This window comes from Streptomyces sp. NPDC050388, from assembly GCF_040655635.1.
Lineage (GTDB): Bacteria > Actinomycetota > Actinomycetes > Streptomycetales > Streptomycetaceae > Streptomyces.
Genome location: NZ_JBFAKH010000048.1, coordinates 26297 through 44886 on the forward strand (window position 1 = coordinate 26297; position 18590 = coordinate 44886).

Annotated in this window: 14 protein-coding genes and 1 tRNA gene; all 15 read right to left on the minus strand. The window is 67.0% G+C overall.

What is annotated here, in order from left to right; translation table 11 throughout:
- Positions 1-69 precede the first annotated feature (69 nt).
- The 15 genes from fusA to AB0I73_RS25625 all read right to left on the minus strand — a co-directional run bounded on the left by fusA (position 70) and on the right by AB0I73_RS25625 (position 18586).
- Complete coding sequence (gene fusA, locus AB0I73_RS25555; RefSeq protein ID WP_363040994.1) at positions 70-2196, minus strand: elongation factor G; 2127 nt, start codon at positions 2194-2196, stop codon at positions 70-72.
- 39 nt (positions 2197-2235) lie between these two features.
- Positions 2236-2706, minus strand: a complete 471-nt coding sequence (rpsG, locus tag AB0I73_RS25560) for a 30S ribosomal protein S7 (RefSeq protein ID WP_003998848.1) — start codon at positions 2704-2706, stop codon at positions 2236-2238.
- Positions 2707-2708: 2 nt separating this feature from the next.
- Entirely contained in the window at positions 2709-3080 is a 372-nt protein-coding gene (gene rpsL, locus AB0I73_RS25565) for a 30S ribosomal protein S12 (RefSeq protein WP_003948652.1), read from the minus strand.
- Positions 3081-3408: 328 nt separating this feature from the next.
- Entirely contained in the window at positions 3409-3882 is a 474-nt protein-coding gene (locus AB0I73_RS25570; RefSeq protein WP_363040996.1) for a DUF1707 and DUF4190 domain-containing protein, read from the minus strand.
- Positions 3883-4182: 300 nt separating this feature from the next.
- Positions 4183-8082: a DNA-directed RNA polymerase subunit beta' gene (locus tag AB0I73_RS25575; RefSeq protein WP_363040998.1), complete on the minus strand. Its 3900-nt coding sequence runs from the start codon at positions 8080-8082 to the stop codon at positions 4183-4185.
- Between the two features lie 111 nt (positions 8083-8193).
- Positions 8194-11679, minus strand: a complete 3486-nt coding sequence (gene rpoB, locus AB0I73_RS25580; RefSeq protein ID WP_363041000.1) for a DNA-directed RNA polymerase subunit beta — start codon at positions 11677-11679, stop codon at positions 8194-8196.
- A gap of 626 nt (positions 11680-12305) precedes the next feature.
- The gene (gene rplL, locus AB0I73_RS25585) at positions 12306-12692 is read right to left on the minus strand and encodes a 50S ribosomal protein L7/L12 (protein WP_363041002.1); all 387 of its coding nucleotides are present in this window, start codon (positions 12690-12692) and stop codon (positions 12306-12308) included.
- Between the two features lie 114 nt (positions 12693-12806).
- Positions 12807-13337 carry a 50S ribosomal protein L10 gene (rplJ, locus tag AB0I73_RS25590; protein ID WP_363041004.1) on the minus strand — a complete coding sequence of 177 codons (531 nt, stop codon included), beginning with the start codon at positions 13335-13337 and terminating at the stop codon, positions 12807-12809.
- 318 nt (positions 13338-13655) lie between these two features.
- Complete coding sequence (locus AB0I73_RS25595; RefSeq protein ID WP_363041006.1) at positions 13656-14489, minus strand: LppX_LprAFG lipoprotein; 834 nt, start codon at positions 14487-14489, stop codon at positions 13656-13658.
- Between the two features lie 135 nt (positions 14490-14624).
- Entirely contained in the window at positions 14625-15596 is a 972-nt protein-coding gene (locus AB0I73_RS25600) for a hypothetical protein (protein WP_363041008.1), read from the minus strand.
- Between the two features lie 169 nt (positions 15597-15765).
- Positions 15766-16491 carry a 50S ribosomal protein L1 gene (rplA, locus tag AB0I73_RS25605; protein ID WP_202275705.1) on the minus strand — a complete coding sequence of 242 codons (726 nt, stop codon included), beginning with the start codon at positions 16489-16491 and terminating at the stop codon, positions 15766-15768.
- Positions 16492-16575: 84 nt separating this feature from the next.
- Positions 16576-17010, minus strand: a complete 435-nt coding sequence (rplK, locus tag AB0I73_RS25610) for a 50S ribosomal protein L11 (protein ID WP_006130605.1) — start codon at positions 17008-17010, stop codon at positions 16576-16578.
- Between the two features lie 207 nt (positions 17011-17217).
- Positions 17218-18036, minus strand: a complete 819-nt coding sequence (nusG, locus tag AB0I73_RS25615) for a transcription termination/antitermination protein NusG (protein WP_363041011.1) — start codon at positions 18034-18036, stop codon at positions 17218-17220.
- Between the two features lie 81 nt (positions 18037-18117).
- A complete protein-coding gene (secE, locus tag AB0I73_RS25620) occupies positions 18118-18405 on the minus strand; it encodes a preprotein translocase subunit SecE (protein WP_109381540.1) in 288 nt (95 codons plus the stop codon).
- A 108-nt stretch (positions 18406-18513) separates the two neighbouring features.
- Positions 18514-18586, minus strand: a tRNA-Trp gene (locus tag AB0I73_RS25625).
- Positions 18587-18590: the final 4 nt, after the last annotated feature.

Consider the following 18590-nt stretch of genomic DNA (forward strand, 5'->3'; position numbering starts at 1 on the left):
CACCGGGTTTGCGGCGGAATGCCCCAAGCAGGCTCCGGGGTCAAGCCTAAAGCGTGTGAACGGAGTCCGTTACTCGCCCTTGGCCTTCGCGATGATCTCCTCGGCGACGTTCCGCGGAACCTCGGCGTAGGAGTCGAACTGCATCGAGTAGCTTGCGCGACCCGACGTCTTGCTGCGGAGGTCCCCGACGTAGCCGAACATCTCCGAAAGGGGCACGAGGCCCTTCACGACGCGAGCACCGGCCCGCTCCTCCATGGCCTGGATCTGGCCACGGCGGGAGTTGATGTCGCCGATGACCTCACCCATGTAGTCCTCGGGCGTGGTGACCTCGACGGCCATCATCGGCTCGAGGAGCACGGGCGAAGCCTTGCGCGCGGCCTCCTTGAAGGCCTGCGAACCGGCGATCTTGAACGCGAGCTCGGAGGAGTCCACCTCGTGGTAGCCACCGTCGAGAAGCGTGACGCGGACGCCCGTCATCTCGTAGCCGGCGAGGATACCGAACTGCATGGCCTCCTGCGCACCGGCGTCCACCGAAGGGATGTACTCCTTCGGCACACGGCCACCGGTCACCTTGTTCACGAACTCGTACGAGGCGTCGCCGCCCTCGATGGGCTCGATCGCGATCTGCACCTTGGCGAACTGACCGGTACCACCGGTCTGCTTCTTGTGGGTGTAGTCCACGCGTTCGACGGCCTTGCGGATCGTCTCGCGGTAGGCGACCTGCGGCTTGCCGACGTTGGCCTCGACCTTGAACTCACGGCGCATACGGTCGACCAGCACCTCGAGGTGCAGCTCGCCCATACCGCCGATGATGGTCTGGCCGGTCTCCTCGTCCGAGTGGACCTGGAAGGACGGGTCCTCCTCGGCCAGGCGCTGGATCGCGACGCCCAGCTTCTCCTGGTCGCCCTTCGACTTGGGCTCGATGGCGACCTGGATGACCGGCGCCGGGAAGTCCATGGACTCCAGGATCACCGGCTGCTTGTCGTCGGACAGCGTCTCACCGGTGGTGGTCTGCTTCAGGCCCATGACGGCGACGATGTCGCCGGCGGTCACCGACTCGATCTCCTCACGCTTGTTGGCGTGCATGCGGTAGATCTTGCCGATGCGCTCCCTCTTGCCCTTGACGGAGTTCAGCACGGCGGTGCCGGACACCAGGCGGCCCGAGTAGACCCGGACGTAGGTGAGCTTGCCGAGGTGCGGGTCGCTCGCGATCTTGAACGCGAGGGCCGACAGCGGCTCGTCCACGGACGGCTTGCGCGTGATCACGACCTCGGGGTTCTTGACGTCGTGGCCCTCGATGGCCTCGATGTCGAGCGGGGTCGGGAGGTAGCGCACCACCGCGTCGAGCAGGGGCTGGACGCCCTTGTTCTTGAACGCGGTGCCGCAGAACACCGGGGTGATGGTGGTGTCGGTGGACTTGCCGGACGCGATGGTGATGCGACGGATCGCGGCGTGCAGCTGCTCCTGGGTGGGCTCCTGGCCCTCCAGGTACAGCTCCATGATCTCTTCGTCGTTCTCCGCGACGGCCTCGACCAGCTTGCCGTGCCACTCCTCGGCGGCCTCGACGTGCGTGGCCGGGATGTCGACGACGTCGTACATCTCGCCCTTGGCGGCCTCGGCGGACCACACGAGCGCCTTCATGCGGACCAGGTCCACGACGCCGTGGAAGTCGGCCTCGGCGCCGATCGGCAGCTGCATGACCAACGGCTGCGCACCCAGGCGGTCCTTGATCATGCCGACGCAGCGGTGGAAGTCCGCGCCGGTACGGTCCAGCTTGTTGACGAAGCAGATACGCGGCACGCCGTAACGGTCGGCCTGACGCCACACCGTCTCGGACTGCGGCTCGACACCGGCGACACCGTCGAACACGGTCACGGCACCGTCGAGCACGCGCAGGGAACGCTCCACCTCTACGGTGAAGTCGACGTGCCCCGGGGTGTCGATGATGTTGATCGTGTAGTCGTTGTCCTCGAGCGGCCAGTGACAGGTCGTCGCAGCAGAGGTGATCGTGATGCCACGCTCCTGCTCCTGCTCCATCCAGTCCATCGTGGCGGAACCCTCGTGGGTCTCGCCAAGCTTGTACGACACGCCGGTGTAGAACAGGATCCGCTCGGTGGTGGTCGTCTTGCCCGCGTCGATGTGGGCCATGATCCCGATGTTGCGGACCTTGGCCAGGTCAAGTGAAGTGGTAGCCATAAGGCTTCAGTCTTCTCTCGGTCTCGATGTGGGTAGCGACTACCAGCGGTAGTGCGCGAAGGCCTTGTTGGACTCGGCCATCTTGTGCGTGTCCTCGCGCTTCTTCACAGCGGCACCGAGGCCGTTGCTGGCGTCGAGGAGCTCGTTGAGCAGACGCTCGGTCATGGTCTTCTCGCGACGGGCGCGGGAGTAACCGACCAGCCAGCGCAGCGCCAGGGTGTTGGCGCGGCCGGGCTTGACCTCGACCGGCACCTGGTAGGTGGCGCCACCGACACGGCGGGACTTGACCTCGAGGGTCGGCTTGATGTTCTCGAGAGCGCGCTTCAGCGTGATGACCGGGTCGTTGCCGGTCTTCTCGCGAAGGCCCTCCATGGCGCCGTAGACGATGCGCTCGGCGGTGGAGCGCTTGCCGTTCAGCAGCACCTTGTTGATCAGGGAGGTCACCAGAGGAGAACCGTAGACCGGGTCGATGATGACCGGGCGCTTCGGGGCGGGGCCCTTACGAGGCATTCTTACTTCTCCTTCTTGGCGCCGTAACGGCTGCGGGCCTGCTTGCGGTTCTTGACACCCTGGGTGTCGAGGGAGCCACGGATGATCTTGTAGCGAACACCCGGCAGGTCCTTCACACGGCCGCCGCGCACGAGCACGATGGAGTGCTCCTGCAGGTTGTGCCCCTCACCCGGAATGTAAGCAGTGACCTCGATACCGCTGGTCAGACGCACACGCGCGACCTTACGGAGGGCCGAGTTCGGCTTCTTCGGGGTGGTGGTGAACACACGCGTGCAGACGCCACGACGCTGAGGGGAGCCCTCGAGTGCGGGCGTCTTGTTCTTCTCGACCTTGTCCTGCCGGCCCTTACGGACCAGCTGCTGGATCGTAGGCACTACTTCTCCGGTTTCTGTGTGCCGATAGGTACAGCTAACCTGGAACGTCACCGACCCACGCGGTCGGGTGTGTCGAATCCCGCGGACTCCCGCCGCAAGGCAGAAAGAAGCGCATGATCGCGGTGGCCGTTCACAGCCCCCGGCGCGGTCTGACGGCACACGCGGAGGCCAGGGCACACCCCAGGCACAAGGTCTGAGCGTACCTATAGCATTGGCTGCGGTCAAAACAAATGGGCCGTCACCCCGCCTCCGCGCGGAGCGAGTGAAGCCCGGGAAAGGGAATGATCTTCGAAAGGGTGGCTCCGGCCCCTTTCCGTTCTCCCGGGCGTCACACCGCCGCGATACCGAACATGACCAACAGGAACAGGAAAGCGGCCCAGCCGGCCACGGACAGCCAGCCGAGCACCAGCCCGGCCACCGCGAGCCCGTCCCCCTGCTCCCCCGAGCGCCGGATCTCCGTACGGGCCATGTGCCCCAGCACCACGGCCGGGATGCCGGTCACCCCGCCCGTCGCCAGGCACAGCACCCCGCACACCATGGACCCGATCGCCTTCTCATTGGTCTTCTGCCGGGGCAGGAACGTCGCCGGCGCCATGGGGACGGCGTGCTGCTGCACCACCGCGGTCTGCGGCACGGGGCCCTGCGGCAGATCGGCCACCAGCAGCGAGAGATCCGCCACCGTACGGGCCTGGTAGGCCCGCGCCACCCGCCGCTCGAGCTCCTGCTGCTCCAGACGGCCCTCCGCGTACCCGGCCCGGAGCACGTCCACGGTGCGCTCCCGGTCCGCGTGCGAGGCCAGCATCGGGGGCCCGCCCTGCTGCGGCCCTCCCGGTCCGCCCCACGGCTGTGGAGCGCCTCGCCCCTGCCAGGGCTGCCACGACGGATACGGCGACTGCGACACCAGGTACCTCCCCCGACTGCACACGTCATTCCATCATGCGCCCACGCAAAGCCTTACAGCACGGGCTACGCGTCACGAAACCGGTACAGGTCACCGGTACGGGTCACTCGTACAGCTCACGGATACGGATCGCGGAACGCCGCAGGGCGGCCACCCCATTGTGCCCGGGGTGACCGCCCTGCGGTACTTCAGCCGACCCGCCTACTGGTTGTACGGACCGTAGTCGTAGTCCTCCAGCGGAACGGCCTGGCCGGAGCCCGTGCCGAACGGCGAGTAGTCGATGTCGTCGTAGCCGACGGCCGAGTACATCGCGGCCTTGGCCTCCTCGGTCGGCTCGACCCGGATGTTGCGGTAACGGGACAGGCCCGTACCGGCCGGGATGAGCTTACCGATGATGACGTTCTCCTTGAGGCCGATCAGGGAGTCGGACTTGGCGTTGATCGCCGCGTCCGTGAGGACCCTGGTCGTCTCCTGGAAGGACGCCGCCGACAGCCACGACTCGGTCGCCAGCGAGGCCTTGGTGATACCCATCAGCTGCGGACGACCGGAGGCCGGGTGACCGCCCTCCTGGACCACACGACGGTTCTCGGTCTCGAACTTCGAGCGCTCGACCAGCTCGCCGGGCAGCAGTTCGGCGTCGCCGGACTCGATGATCGTCACGCGGCGGAGCATCTGCCGGATGATGATCTCGATGTGCTTGTCGTGGATCGACACGCCCTGCGAGTTGTAGACCTTCTGGACCTCGCCGACCAGGTGGACCTGGACGGCCCGCTGACCCAGGATGCGCAGCACGTCGTGCGGGTTGGTGGCACCCACGGTGAGCTTCTGGCCCACCTCGACGTGATCGCCCTCGCCGACCAGCAGACGGGCGCGCTTCGAGATCGGGAACGCCGTCTCGTCGCTGCCGTCGTCCGGGGTGACGACGATCTTCTTCGTCTTCTCGGTCTCCTCGATCCGGACGCGGCCGGCGGCCTCGGAGATCGGGGCGACACCCTTCGGGGTACGGGCCTCGAAGAGCTCGACGACACGCGGCAGACCCTGGGTGATGTCGTCACCGGCCACACCACCGGTGTGGAAGGTACGCATCGTCAGCTGGGTGCCGGGCTCACCGATGGACTGGGCGGCGATGATGCCGACCGCCTCACCGATGTCGACCAGCTTGCCGGTGGCCAGCGAACGGCCGTAGCACATGGCGCAGGTGCCGACGGCGGACTCGCAGGTCAGGATCGAACGGGTCTTGACCTGCTCGACGCCGTGGTGCACCAGCTGCTCGATGAGCACGTCACCGAGGTCGACGTTGGCCGGCGCGATCACCTTGCCGTCGATGACGACGTCCTCGGCGAGCATGCGGGCGTAGACGCTGGTCTCGACGTCGTCCGCCTTGCGCAGGGTGCCGTCGGCCTCCCGCGTGGCGATCCGCAGCTTCAGACCGCGGTCGGTGCCGCAGTCCTCCTCGCGGATGATGACGTCCTGGGAGACGTCGACCAGACGACGGGTGAGGTAACCCGAGTCGGCGGTACGCAGGGCGGTGTCCGCCAGACCCTTACGGGCACCGTGCGTGGAGATGAAGTACTCCAGCACGGACAGACCCTCACGGAACGAGGCCTTGATGGGCCGCGGGATCGTCTCGTTCTTCGCGTTCGACACCAGACCACGCATACCGGCGATCTGACGCATCTGCATCATGTTGCCTCGTGCGCCCGAGTTCACCATCATGAAGATCGGGTTGGTCTTCGGGAAGTTGTCGTTCATCGCCTCGGCGACCTCGTTGGTCGCCTTGGTCCAGATCGCGATGAGCTCCTGCGTGCGCTCGTCCTTGGTGATCAGACCGCGCTCGTACTGCTTCTGGACCTTCTCGTCCTGCGCCTCGTAGCCGTGGACGATCGCCTTCTTCGCCTCGGGAACGACGACGTCGGAGATGGCGACGGTGACGCCGGAACGGGTCGCCCAGTGGAAGCCGGCCGCCTTCAGGTTGTCGAGCGTCGCCGCCACGATGACCTTCGGGTAGCGCTCGGCGAGGTCGTTGACGATTTCGGAGAGCTGCTTCTTGCCGACCTCGTAGTCGACGAACGGGTAGTCCTCGGGCAGCAGCTCGTTGAAGAGCGCACGGCCCAGGGTGGTGCTCAGCCGGAAGCTGTCACCCTGCTGCCACTCCGGCTCATCCGCTTCACGCGCCGGCGGCGTCCAGCTGCGCGGCGGGATGGTGCCGACCGGGAAGCGGACGTCGATCTTCGACTGGAGCGACAGCTCGCCCGCGTCGAAGGCCATGATCGCCTCGGCGACCGAGGAGAAGGAACGCTCCTCGCCCTTGAGCTCGCGCATCTCGCCGTCGGTGGTGAGGAAGAACAGACCGAGGACCATGTCCTGGGTCGGCATCGTCACCGGACGGCCGTCGGCCGGCTTGAGGATGTTGTTCGAGGACAGCATCAGGATGCGGGCCTCGGCCTGCGCCTCCGCGGACAGCGGCAGGTGCACGGCCATCTGGTCACCGTCGAAGTCCGCGTTGAACGCGGTGCAGACGAGCGGGTGGATCTGAATGGCCTTGCCCTCGACCAGCTGCGGCTCGAAGGCCTGGATGCCGAGGCGGTGCAGCGTGGGCGCACGGTTCAGCAGAACCGGGTGCTCCGCGATGACCTCTTCGAGGACGTCGTACACGACCGTGCGGCCGCGCTCGACCATGCGCTTGGCGCTCTTGATGTTCTGCGCGTGGTTCAGGTCGACCAGACGCTTCATCACGAACGGCTTGAACAGCTCCAGCGCCATCGCCTTCGGCAGACCGCACTGGTGCAGCTTCAGCTGCGGACCGACGACGATCACGGAACGCGCGGAGTAGTCCACGCGCTTGCCGAGCAGGTTCTGACGGAAGCGGCCCTGCTTGCCCTTGAGCATGTCGGACAGCGACTTCAGCGGACGGTTGCCGGGGCCCGTCACCGGACGGCCACGACGGCCGTTGTCGAAGAGCGCGTCGACGGCCTCCTGGAGCATGCGCTTCTCGTTGTTCACGATGATCTCGGGCGCGCCGAGGTCGAGAAGCCGCTTCAGGCGGTTGTTGCGGTTGATCACGCGGCGATACAGGTCGTTCAGGTCGGAGGTCGCGAAGCGGCCACCGTCCAGCTGCACCATCGGACGCAGGTCCGGCGGGATGACCGGCACGCAGTCCAGCACCATGCCCTTGGGGCTGTTGCTGGTCTGCAGGAACGCGGAGACGACCTTGAGGCGCTTGAGCGCGCGGGTCTTCTTCTGGCCCTTGCCGGTGCGGATGATCTCGCGGAGGCGCTCGGCCTCCTCCTCGAGGTCGAAGGATTCCAGACGCTTCTGCAGCGCCGCGGCACCCATCGAGCCGTCGAAGTACGTGCCGAAGCGGTCACGCAGCTCGCGGTAGAGCAGTTCGTCGCCCTCGAGGTCCTGGACCTTGAGGCTCTTGAACCGGTTCCACACCTCGTCGAGACGGTCGATCTCGCGCTGCGCGCGGTCGCGCAGCTGCTTCATCTCACGCTCGGCGCCCTCGCGCACCTTGCGGCGCACGTCGGCCTTGGCGCCCTCGGCCTCGAGCTCGGCCAGGTCGGTCTCGAGCTTCTTGGCGCGGGCCTCCAGGTCGGCGTCGCGACGGTTCTCCACCTGCTGGCGCTCGACGGAGACGTGCGCCTCCAGCGAGGGCAGGTCGCGGGTGCGGCGCTCCTCGTCGACGTACGTGATCATGTACGCCGCGAAGTAGATGACCTTCTCCAGGTCCTTCGGGGCGAGGTCGAGCAGGTAGCCGAGGCGCGACGGAACGCCCTTGAAATACCAGATGTGCGTGACGGGCGCGGCCAGCTCGATGTGGCCCATCCGCTCACGGCGCACCTTGGCGCGCGTGACCTCGACGCCACAGCGCTCACAGATGATGCCCTTGAAACGGACGCGCTTGTACTTGCCGCAGTAGCACTCCCAGTCCCGGGTCGGACCGAAGATCTTCTCGCAGAAGAGCCCGTCCTTTTCCGGCTTGAGGGTGCGGTAGTTGATGGTCTCGGGCTTCTTGACCTCGCCGTGGCTCCACTGACGGATGTCGTCAGCGGTGGCCAGGCCGATCCGGAGCTCGTCGAAGAAGTTGACGTCGAGCACTATGCGTCAATCCCTCTCAGGGTCGTAAGTCGTGGGGTCTGAAACGGGGGTCCTGGGGCCGGCCGGAGGTTCAGGGATCTTCATCGCTGAACCTCCGGACCGAAACTCCCGTCAGACCTCTTCGACGCTGCTCGGCTCGCGCCGGGACAGGTCGATGCCGAGCTCCTCCGCAGCGCGGAAGACGTCCTCGTCGGTGTCACGCATCTCGATGGACATGCCGTCGCTGGACAGCACCTCCACGTTCAGGCACAGGGACTGCATCTCCTTGATGAGGACCTTGAAGGACTCGGGGATGCCCGGCTCGGGGATGTTCTCGCCCTTGACGATGGCCTCGTAGACCTTCACACGGCCGGTGACGTCGTCGGACTTGATGGTCAGCAGCTCCTGGAGGGCGTACGCGGCGCCGTACGCCTCCAGCGCCCACACCTCCATCTCGCCGAAGCGCTGGCCACCGAACTGGGCCTTACCGCCCAGCGGCTGCTGGGTGATCATCGAGTACGGACCGGTCGAGCGGGCGTGCAGCTTGTCGTCGACCAGGTGGTGCAGCTTGAGGATGTACATGTAGCCGACCGAGATCGGCTCCGGGAACGGCTCACCGGAGCGGCCGTCGAACAGCCGCGCCTTACCGCTCGGGAGCACCATGCGCTCGCCGTCGCGGTTCGGGATGGTGTGCTGCAGCAGACCGGCCAGCTCGTCCTCGCGCGCACCGTCGAAGACCGGGGTGGCGACGTTGGTGCCGGGCTCGACGCGGTCGGCGCCGATGGCCCGCAGACGCTCGGCCCATTCCTCGGCGAGGCCGGAGACGTCCCAGCCGCGACTGGCGAGCCAGCCGAGGTGGATCTCCAGTACCTGCCCCGGGTTCATTCGGGACGGCACACCCAGCGGGTTGAGGATGATGTCGACCGGGGTGCCGTCCTCCAGGAACGGCATGTCCTCGATCGGCAGGATCTTCGAGATGACGCCCTTGTTGCCGTGGCGGCCGGCGAGCTTGTCACCGTCGGTGATCTTGCGCTTCTGCGCGACGTAGACGCGCACCAGCTGGTTCACACCGGGGGGAAGCTCGTCGCCCTCCTCGCGGTCGAAGACGCGCACGCCGATGATCTTGCCGATCTCGCCGTGCGGCACCTTCAGCGAGGTGTCGCGGACCTCACGGGCCTTCTCACCGAAGATCGCGCGCAGCAGGCGCTCCTCGGGGGTCAGCTCGGTCTCGCCCTTGGGCGTGACCTTGCCGACGAGGATGTCGCCGGCGACGACCTCGGCACCGATGCGGATGATGCCGCGCTCGTCGAGGTCGGCGAGGACCTCCTCGGAGACGTTCGGGATGTCCCGGGTGATCTCCTCGGGGCCGAGCTTGGTGTCACGGGCGTCGACCTCGTGCTCCTCGATGTGGATCGAGGAGAGGACGTCGTCCTGCACGAGGCGCTGCGACAGGATGATCGCGTCCTCGTAGTTGTGACCCTCCCACGGCATGAACGCGACCAGCAGGTTCTTGCCGAGCGCCATCTCGCCGTTCTCGGTGGCCGGACCGTCGGCGAGGACCTGGCCCTCGACGACGCGGTCGCCCTCGTTGACGATGACCTTCTGGTTGACCGAGGTGCCCTGGTTGGAGCGGGCGAACTTGGCCAGGCGGTACGTGATGTACGTGCCGTCGTCGTTGGTGGTGGTGATGTAGTCCGCGGAGACCTCCTGGACCACACCCGACTTCTCGGCCTTGACCACGTCACCGGCGTCGGCGGCGGAGCGGTACTCCATGCCGGTGCCGACGAGCGGGGCCTCGGACCTGATCAGCGGCACGGCCTGACGCATCATGTTCGCGCCCATGAGGGCACGGTTGGCGTCGTCATGCTCGAGGAAGGGGATCATGGCGGTCGCGACCGACACCATCTGGCGCGGCGAGACGTCCATGTAGTCGACCTCGTCGGGGCTGACGTAGTCGACCTCGCCGCCCTTGCGGCGGACCAGCACGCGGGACTCGGCGAACTGCAGGTCGTCGGTGAGCGGCGAGTTGGCCTGCGCGATGACGAAGCGGTCCTCCTCGTCTGCGGTCAGATAGTCGACGTCGTCGGTGACCTGGCCGTCGCTCACATTGCGGTAGGGGGTCTCGACGAAACCGAACGCGTTGACCCGGCCGTAGGAGGCGAGCGAGCCGATCAGACCGATGTTCGGGCCTTCGGGCGTCTCGATCGGGCACATGCGGCCGTAGTGCGAGGGGTGCACGTCACGGACCTCGAAGCCGGCCCGCTCACGGGAGAGACCACCCGGGCCGAGCGCGGACAGACGACGCTTGTGCGTCAGCCCGGACAGCGGGTTGTTCTGGTCCATGAACTGGGACAGCTGGCTGGTGCCGAAGAACTCCTTGATGGAGGCGACGACCGGCCGGATGTTGATCAGGGTCTGCGGCGTGATCGCCTCGACGTCCTGCGTGGTCATGCGCTCACGCACGACGCGCTCCATCCGGGCCAGACCCGTGCGGACCTGGTTCTGGATGAGCTCGCCGACGCTGCGCAGGCGCCGGTTGCCGAAGTGGTCGATGTCGTCCGTCTCGACGACGATGGTCTGGCCGCTGTCGCCGACGGTCTCGATCTCACCGGCGTGCAGCTTCACCAGGTACTTGATCGTCGAGATGACGTCCTCGACGGTCAGCACGCCCGCGTCGAGCGGCGCGTCGGCACCCAGCTTCTTGTTGACCTTGTAGCGGCCGACCTTGGCCAGGTCGTAGCGCTTGGGGTTGAAGTAGAGGTTCTCGAGCAGCGTCTGCGCGGCCTCGCGGGTGGGGGGCTCGCCCGGACGCAGCTTGCGGTAGATGTCGAGCAGCGCGTCGTCCTGGCCCTGGGTGTGGTCCTTCTCCAGGGTGGCGCGCATGGACTCGTACTCGCCGAACTCCTCGAGGATCTGCTCGGTGGTCCAGCCGAGCGCCTTGAGCAGGACGGTGACGGACTGCTTGCGCTTGCGGTCGACGCGGACGCCGACCATGTCGCGCTTGTCGATCTCCATCTCCAGCCAGGCACCCCGGGACGGGATGATCTTGGCCGAGAAGATGTCCTTGTCGGACGTCTTGTCGATGCTGGAGTCGAAGTAGACACCCGGCGAACGGACCAGCTGCGACACCACGACACGCTCGGTGCCGTTGATGACGAAGGTGCCCTTGTTCGTCATGAGCGGGAAGTCGCCCATGAAGACGGTCTGGGACTTGATCTCGCCGGTCTCGTTGTTGGTGAACTCGGCGGTGACGAAGAGCGGCGCCGCGTATGTGAAGTCACGGTCCTTGCACTCGTCGATGGAGTTCTTCGGCGGCTCGAAGCGGTGATCGCGGAAGGTCAGCGACATCGACCCGGAGAAGTCCTCGATCGGGGAGATCTCCTCGAAGATCTCCTCCAGACCGGACTTGGTGGGGACGTCCTGACCGTTCTCCAGAGCGGCCTCGACGCGAGCCTTCCAGGCGTCGTTGCCGAGCAGCCAGTCGAAGCTCTCGGTCTGCAGCGCGAGAAGGTTCGGAACCTCGAGGGGCTCCTTGATCTTTGCAAAGGAGATGCGCAGCGGGGCGGTGCTGGCGGCGTTGTTCGTATTCGCGGTCGAGGCATTGCGCGAGGCGGCCAAGAGGGGGTCCTTCCGAGGGCTCGGACTCACTACGCGCGTGCCGGCCCCCCACGGGACACGATGTCGGACGCTTCTCCGTCCGACCGGGAAAGGCCAGGTCGGAGAGGTCTGATCGTCTGTGCTCAAGTGAGGGCAGACCCCTGGTGACGGGCAGGGGACAGCTAACAGGCAGCGCAAAGGGTCAGTGTAGCCACTTGGCACACTGATGTCCAGCGCGGGTTTTCGAGACCCTCAGAGGCCCTCGTTGTTCTCAACTCCTGCGGCACGGTCGTGCCCTCGACGCACCGTGATACTGCCCTCTTCGCCGTCGATCCATGCCTCGGATTCGGATCCTTGTGACGACGCGTCCTGAGAATTGCGCGCTGCGTGCGGTTCGTCAAGGCCCCCCTTGCTCGAACCGCCTCTCAACAGGCGACTCTTCGCGGCCCGCGGAGGGCCGCATCGAAGATCACCATACCCCCCGCCGTCCCAGGGGCAAGGCAGCCGCCGCCGGGCCCCGGACACACCGAGGAGCGACCACCCGGATGGATGATCGCTCCTCGACGCTTACGCGTTACACGTCCTGCTGGACGCGGTGCGGATCCGGCTCAGCCGGGCCGCTGGAGTCCTGTCGGACCCGGAAGGTCTTACTTGACCTCGACGGAGGCGCCGGCGCCCTCGAGGGCCTCCTTGGCCTTGTCGGCGGCTTCCTTGTTGACCTTCTCGACGACGGGCTTCGGCGCACCGTCGACCAGGTCCTTGGCCTCCTTCAGGCCGAGGGAGGTCAGCTCGCGCACGACCTTGATGACCTGGATCTTCTTGTCGCCGGCGCCGGTGAGGATGACGTCGAACTCGTCCTTCTCCTCCTCGGCCGGGGCGGCCGGGCCACCCTGGGCCGGGCCCGCGACGGCCACGGTCGCGGCGGCGGCGGTGACGTCGAACTTCTCCTCGAAGGCCTTCACGAACTCGGAGAGCTCGATGAGGGTCATGCCCTCGAACTGGGCCAGCAGCTCGTCCTGGGTGAGCTTCGCCATGATGGCGGTCCTTCCACTAAATCGGCAGGTGCCGGATGTACTGGGTGAGGCGGGCGTACGTCGGGCCCGCATCGACCCTCACCTCATGCGGCGAGGATCGGAAAGCGAGCCGAATTACTCGGCACCGCCCTGCTCGTCCTGCTTGGCACGGAGCGCGTCCACGGTGCGGACGAGCTTCGACGGCAGCGCCTGGAAGAGCTGAGCAGCCTGGGACTGCTTGCCCTTGAAGGCACCGGCCAGCTTGGAGAGCAGAACCTCGCGGGACTCGAGGTCCGCGAGCTTCTTGATCTCGTCGGCGGACAGCGCCTTGCCGTCAAGGACACCGCCCTTGATGACGAGATTCGGGTTTTCCTTGGCGAAGTCACGGAGACCCTTCGCCGACTCCACCGGGTCACCGGTGACGAAGGCGACCGCCGTCGGACCAGCGAAGAGCTGGTCGTCCAGCGTGATCCCGGCCTCGTTGGCCGCAATCTTGGTCAGCGTGTTCTTCACCACGGCGTACTGGGCGTTCTCACCGAGCGAACGACGCAGCGTCTTGAGCTGCGCCACGGTGAGACCGCGGTACTCGGTCAGCACGGCGGCGTTGGAGCTGCGGAACTTGTCCGTCAGCTCGGCAACCGCAGCAGCCTTGTCGGGCCTCGCCATAGAGCCTCGGCCTCCTTCCGGGTGATTCGGACCGCGCGGACCCGAAGGAGGACTGGGAAAAACGAAACGCCCCGGGCGCAGGCGCACGGGGCGAGGCTCAACCGGTGATTCGCATCCTCGCGGCAGCGAATTCCGGGAACTCTTCCACTGTCACCTGCGCGGGTCGTCCGCAGTTCAGCGGATCCTTCGGCCACCGCACTCTCTGACGAGGGCACGGCAACAACCAGCGGTCTTTGGCTTCTTCAGGAGAGTACGGGAACGGATCGCCGCGAGGCAAATCCGTTCCCGGGACCAGCCGACCGGTCCAGTCCGGGCCGGTCAGCCCTGCTCGGCTTCCTTCATCATCTCGGCCAGGTCGGCGGTCTCCTCGGCCGGCGGGGCCTCGACCGTCACCGGCTTGTTGACGTCGAGGAACTTGATGGTCATGTCCAGCGGACCCTGGGTGGCGTCACCGCGCATCCGGAACTGCTTGGTGTGGTCCTCACTGTCGACCCACATGTCCATCGTGAGCGATTCGACGCCCATCTTCTCGTACTGCTCGATGCTCTTCTCACCGGTCTCGGCGGCCTTGGCGTCCTTGCCCTTGAGCGAGTCGCGCAGGTCGTCGAGGGTGACGGTGCCCGAGTAGTGGGTGGTCTCGACCCCGTCGATCTTCTCGGTGCCGACCTTCTTCACGTCCTTGGCGCCGGTGAGGAAGGTGGACTCGGTGGCCGGGTTCTGCTCGGCCTGGCCGGGGGCGCCGAGCTCGTTCAGCTCCGCGTCGGCGCCGAGCTCGGCCATGTCGAACTTCATCCAGCTCTTGCCGTCCATCTCCTTGGCCATCTCGGCGCCGCCGCCGATGTACATGGCCTTGTCGACGAGCCGGATCTCCACCTTGCCCTGCGTACCCGCGCCGGGCGCCGTCATCTGCATGCTCATGGCGACATCGGGCTTGACCCGCATCGAGGCCTCGGCCTCGATCTTGCCCTGCGCCGGGACCTCACCGGTCATCGTGTACCGGAAGGACGTGATGTCCTCGGTGTTCTTCGCCGCCTTGGCCACGGCCGCCGCCGGCGTCATCTCGGGCGACTCCTCGGAGCCACTGGAACAGCCGACCGCGCCGGCCGCAAGAACGAGCGCGGTGAGTCCGGCGGCAGGTATGGAAGTTCTCATCGAATCCCCCCAGGTCCTCGGTTCCCCCCAGGGAACACATGGCTTGTACAACAAGGATTTTGACCCTATCCCACACCTCTGACAGCGGCCTTCGAGTTCTGCCGGAGGGCCTTGGCAAGGGGTGCGGGCGGCGGCTCAGGGGGCGGCACGCCGGCCGTCCAGCACGTTCGTGGCGTCCTGGGTGTCGGCGACGGGGGGAGCCTCGGTCGTCACCTGCACGCCGTAGTCGGCGTAGTACGCGGTCTGGGTGAGCCGACCTGTCGCCGTCTCCGCCCGCTCCACCTTCTTGACCAGCAGATCCCGGTCGTCGACCCAGACGTCCACCGTCTGGGTGGTGACCCCGGACCTGATCAACTGCTCCTTGAGATCCGCCAGTTCGGCCGACCGCTCCGTCCCTGGGCCCGGGTTCCGGATCTTCAGACGGGCCGGTTCCACCGTGCCGGAGTAGCGCGTGGCGGGCGTGCCCCGCACCTGTTCCTCACCGACCTTCCGCACGTCGCCGGAGGCCAGCAGCAGCTTCACGCACCGCTGGGGCGTGAAGCCGCGGATCTGGTCACCGAGACCGGCGGCTCCGCCGCCTGCGATGTCCTCCAGGTCGTCGTGGCCGTACCGGAGCCAGTGCCCGCCGCCCGTCCGCGCGGCGAACGTGTCGCCCATGCGCGCGTAGTAGGCGTCGGGCAGGTAGCGGGCCTCCATCGACGCGCTGCCGAGGCGACGCATGGCGTCGGCCACCGCGCCGTCCGTGTAGGTGATGGTCAGGGCGCCGATGAGGTCGTCGCCCCAGGCGAGGGTGCCGTCGGCCGTCATGGACATCAGCGAGCCCATGGCCGTGGTGGACTCCACGCGGGCGGAGCCCGCGCCGGCGGTGGAGCGCTCGGCGGACCGCAGCGCCGCGACGGACCGCAGGCGCGACGCCTCGTCCCGCTGTCCGGCGCCGGCACCACGGCCGCCGGAGGGGTCGGCGGAACCAGAAGGGCCGAAGAAGCCGAAGGAGCCGGAGGCGGTCGAGGAGGTGCAGGCGGAGATCGCGGTCAGCGTGGTCAGCGCCGTGAGCGCGAGCGACGCCGCGAGCACCAGGCCCGTACGGCGCACGGTCGTGATCGTCATCGGTCCCGGTCCCACCCGTACGCGCCCCCGCCCTCTCCCGTGCGAACCCCCTGGCCGAACCGTAGCGCAGACCACCCGGCACACGTGCCGGAACCGGAACGGGCCCCGGGCCCGCAGCAGGGACGCTGCGGGCCCGGGGCCCGTGACCGGTCGGGACGAGCCCTCAGGCTCAGACCGCCGCCGGGTCCTCCTCGACGAGGAGGTTGCGGGTGCGGTTCGGGTCGAGCGGAATGCCCGGGCCCATCGTGGTCGTCATCGAGGCCTTCTTGATGTAGCGGCCCTTCGCGGCGGACGGCTTCAGACGGAGGATCTCGTCCAGCGCGGCACCGTAGTTCTCCACCAGCTTGGTCTCGTCGAAGGACGTCTTGCCGATGATGAAGTGCAGGTTCGAGTGCTTGTCGACGCGGAACTCGATCTTGCCGCCCTTGATGTCGTTGACAGCCTTGGCGACGTCCGGGGTCACGGTGCCGGTCTTGGGGTTCGGCATGAGACCACGGGGACCGAGCACGCGGCCGAGGCGGCCGACCTTGCCCATGAGGTCCGGGGTGGCGACGACGGCGTCGAAGTCCAGACGGCCCTTCGACACCTCGTCGATCAGTTCGTCGGCGCCGACGATGTCGGCGCCCGCGGCACGCGCGGCCTCGGCACGGTCGCCGGTCGCGAAGACCAGGACCCGGGCGGTCTTGCCGGTGCCGTGCGGGAGGTTCACGGTGCCACGGACCATCTGGTCGGCCTTGCGCGGGTCGACACCCAGACGGAAGGCGACCTCGACGGTGCCGTCGAACTTGGACGTGGAGGTCTCCTTGGCGAGACGGACGGCCTCGAGCGGGGCGTACTGCTTCTCCCGGTCGATCTTGGCGTCCGCAGCGCGGAGAGACTTGCTGCGCTTGCTCACTTAAAGCTCCTGTGGGTTCTTAGGAGTCGTGGTCCGGGCCGAGCGGGCCCTTCCACACTTCTGCCTGGCTTGCGGGGGTGGAGGTCAGCCCTCGACCGTGACGCCCATGGAACGGGCGGTGCCGGCGATGATCTTCTCGGCGGCGTCCAGGTCGTTGGCGTTGAGGTCGGGCATCTTGGTGGTGGCGATCTCGCGGACCTGGTCACGCGTGATCTTCGCGACCTTGGTCTTGTGCGGCTCGCCGGAGCCCTTCTCCACGCCCGCGGCCTTGAGGATCATCTTCGCGGCCGGCGGGGTCTTGGTGATGAAGGTGAAGGAACGGTCCTCGTAGACCGTGATCTCCACCGGGATGACCCAGCCACGCTGCGACTCGGTCGCGGCGTTGTAGGCCTTGCAGAACTCCATGATGTTGACGCCGTGCTGACCCAGCGCGGGGCCGACCGGCGGAGCCGGGTTGGCGGCACCGGCCTGGATCTGGAGCTTGATGAGCCCCGTGACCTTCTTCTTCTTGGGAGGCATGGCTCTCCGGGTCCTTTCCATTCGGGTCCTGCCTGCGCGACGGGACCAGCCCGGACGCAGGCATACCGCACAACGATAGCGGGTATGGATGTGCGGCCAAAAACCGAGCAGGTCAGGCGGGCGCCTGAGCGTTCGCCTGACCTGCGCGGAAGCATTTGTCCTGAACTCTGCCCAGCGGAGCCGGCAGAGCCGGCGGTTCGGGGTGGGTCAGTTCTTCTGGATCTGGTCGAAGGAGAGCTCGACCGGCGTCTCGCGGCCGAAGATCTCCACCAGGCCCTTGACCTTCTTGGAGTCCGGGTTGATCTCGTTGATGGTCGCCTGGAGCGTGGCGAACGGGCCGTCGGTGACGGTGACCGAGTCGCCGACCTCGAAGTCCAGCACCTGGACCTCGACCTTGCGCTGCGGAACCGGCTTGCCCTCGGCCTCGGCGGCCTCACGGGCGGCCTTCTCCTCGGCCTCCGGCGCGAGCATCTTGACGATCTCGTCCAGGGTCAGCGGGTACGGGTTGAAGGCGTCACCGACGAAGCCCGTGACACCCGGCGTGTGACGCACCGCGCCCCAGGACTGGTCGGTGAGGTCCATGCGGACCAGGACGTAGCCGGGCAGCTTGTTCTGCTTGACCGTCTTGCGCTCACCGTTCTTGATCTGGACGATCTCTTCCTCGGGCACCTCGGCCTGGTAGATGAGGTCCTCGACGTTGAGCGAGACGGCCCGCTGCTCCAGGTTGGCCTTCACGCGCTTCTCGTAGCCCGCGTAGGTGTGGATGACGTACCACTCGCCGGGCAGCGTCCGCAGTTCCTCGCGGAGCTGCTCGACCGGGTCGCGGACGTCCTCGACTTCCTCGGCCTCTTCGGCGGCTTCCCCGGCCTCGGCGGTCCCGTCGGCCGCCTCCCCGGGCTCCCCGAGCTCCTCGGTCTCGTCCGCGGCGTCGGCAGCCTCGACCTCGACGGCGTCGAGCTCGTCCTCGACGGACTCGGCCCCTTCGCCGCGAGGCTCAACGGCGTCGTTCACGTTCGGGTCAGACACGGTGGCTGCTTCTTCCTGGATACATAGGGGTGGAACACGCGAAAATGAGCGCCGGGTACCTCGGCGCTCTTCGCTGGCGGCTCAGCCGAAGACGTACTTGGCGGCGTGACCGAAACCGTAGTCGAACAAGGTGACCAGGCCGATCATGACGATCACGAAGATGATCACTGCGGTGGTGTACGACGACAGCTGGTTACGTGTCGGCCAGACAACCTTGCGAAGCTCCGCCACGATCTGCCGGTAGAAGAGCGCCAGACGCTTCAGGGGGCCCTTCTTGGCCCGCTTGCCGCCCTTGCGGTTCTTCTTCCTGGCATCCGGCGTCTCGTCCTCGGCATCAGGCATGTCGATGGAGCCCACGGCGTCCGTCACTCGTCCTCACCTGATTCCGGGTCGTGGCCGTGCCGCGCCCGGTATGAGCCGCACGGCGATGCATTGCTGTACGTACATGCGTACACATCCTGGCTGAGGTGTGTGCAGCAGGGCCGGAGGGACTCGAACCCCCAACCGCTGGTTTTGGAGACCAGTGCTCTACCAATTGAGCTACGACCCTTTGT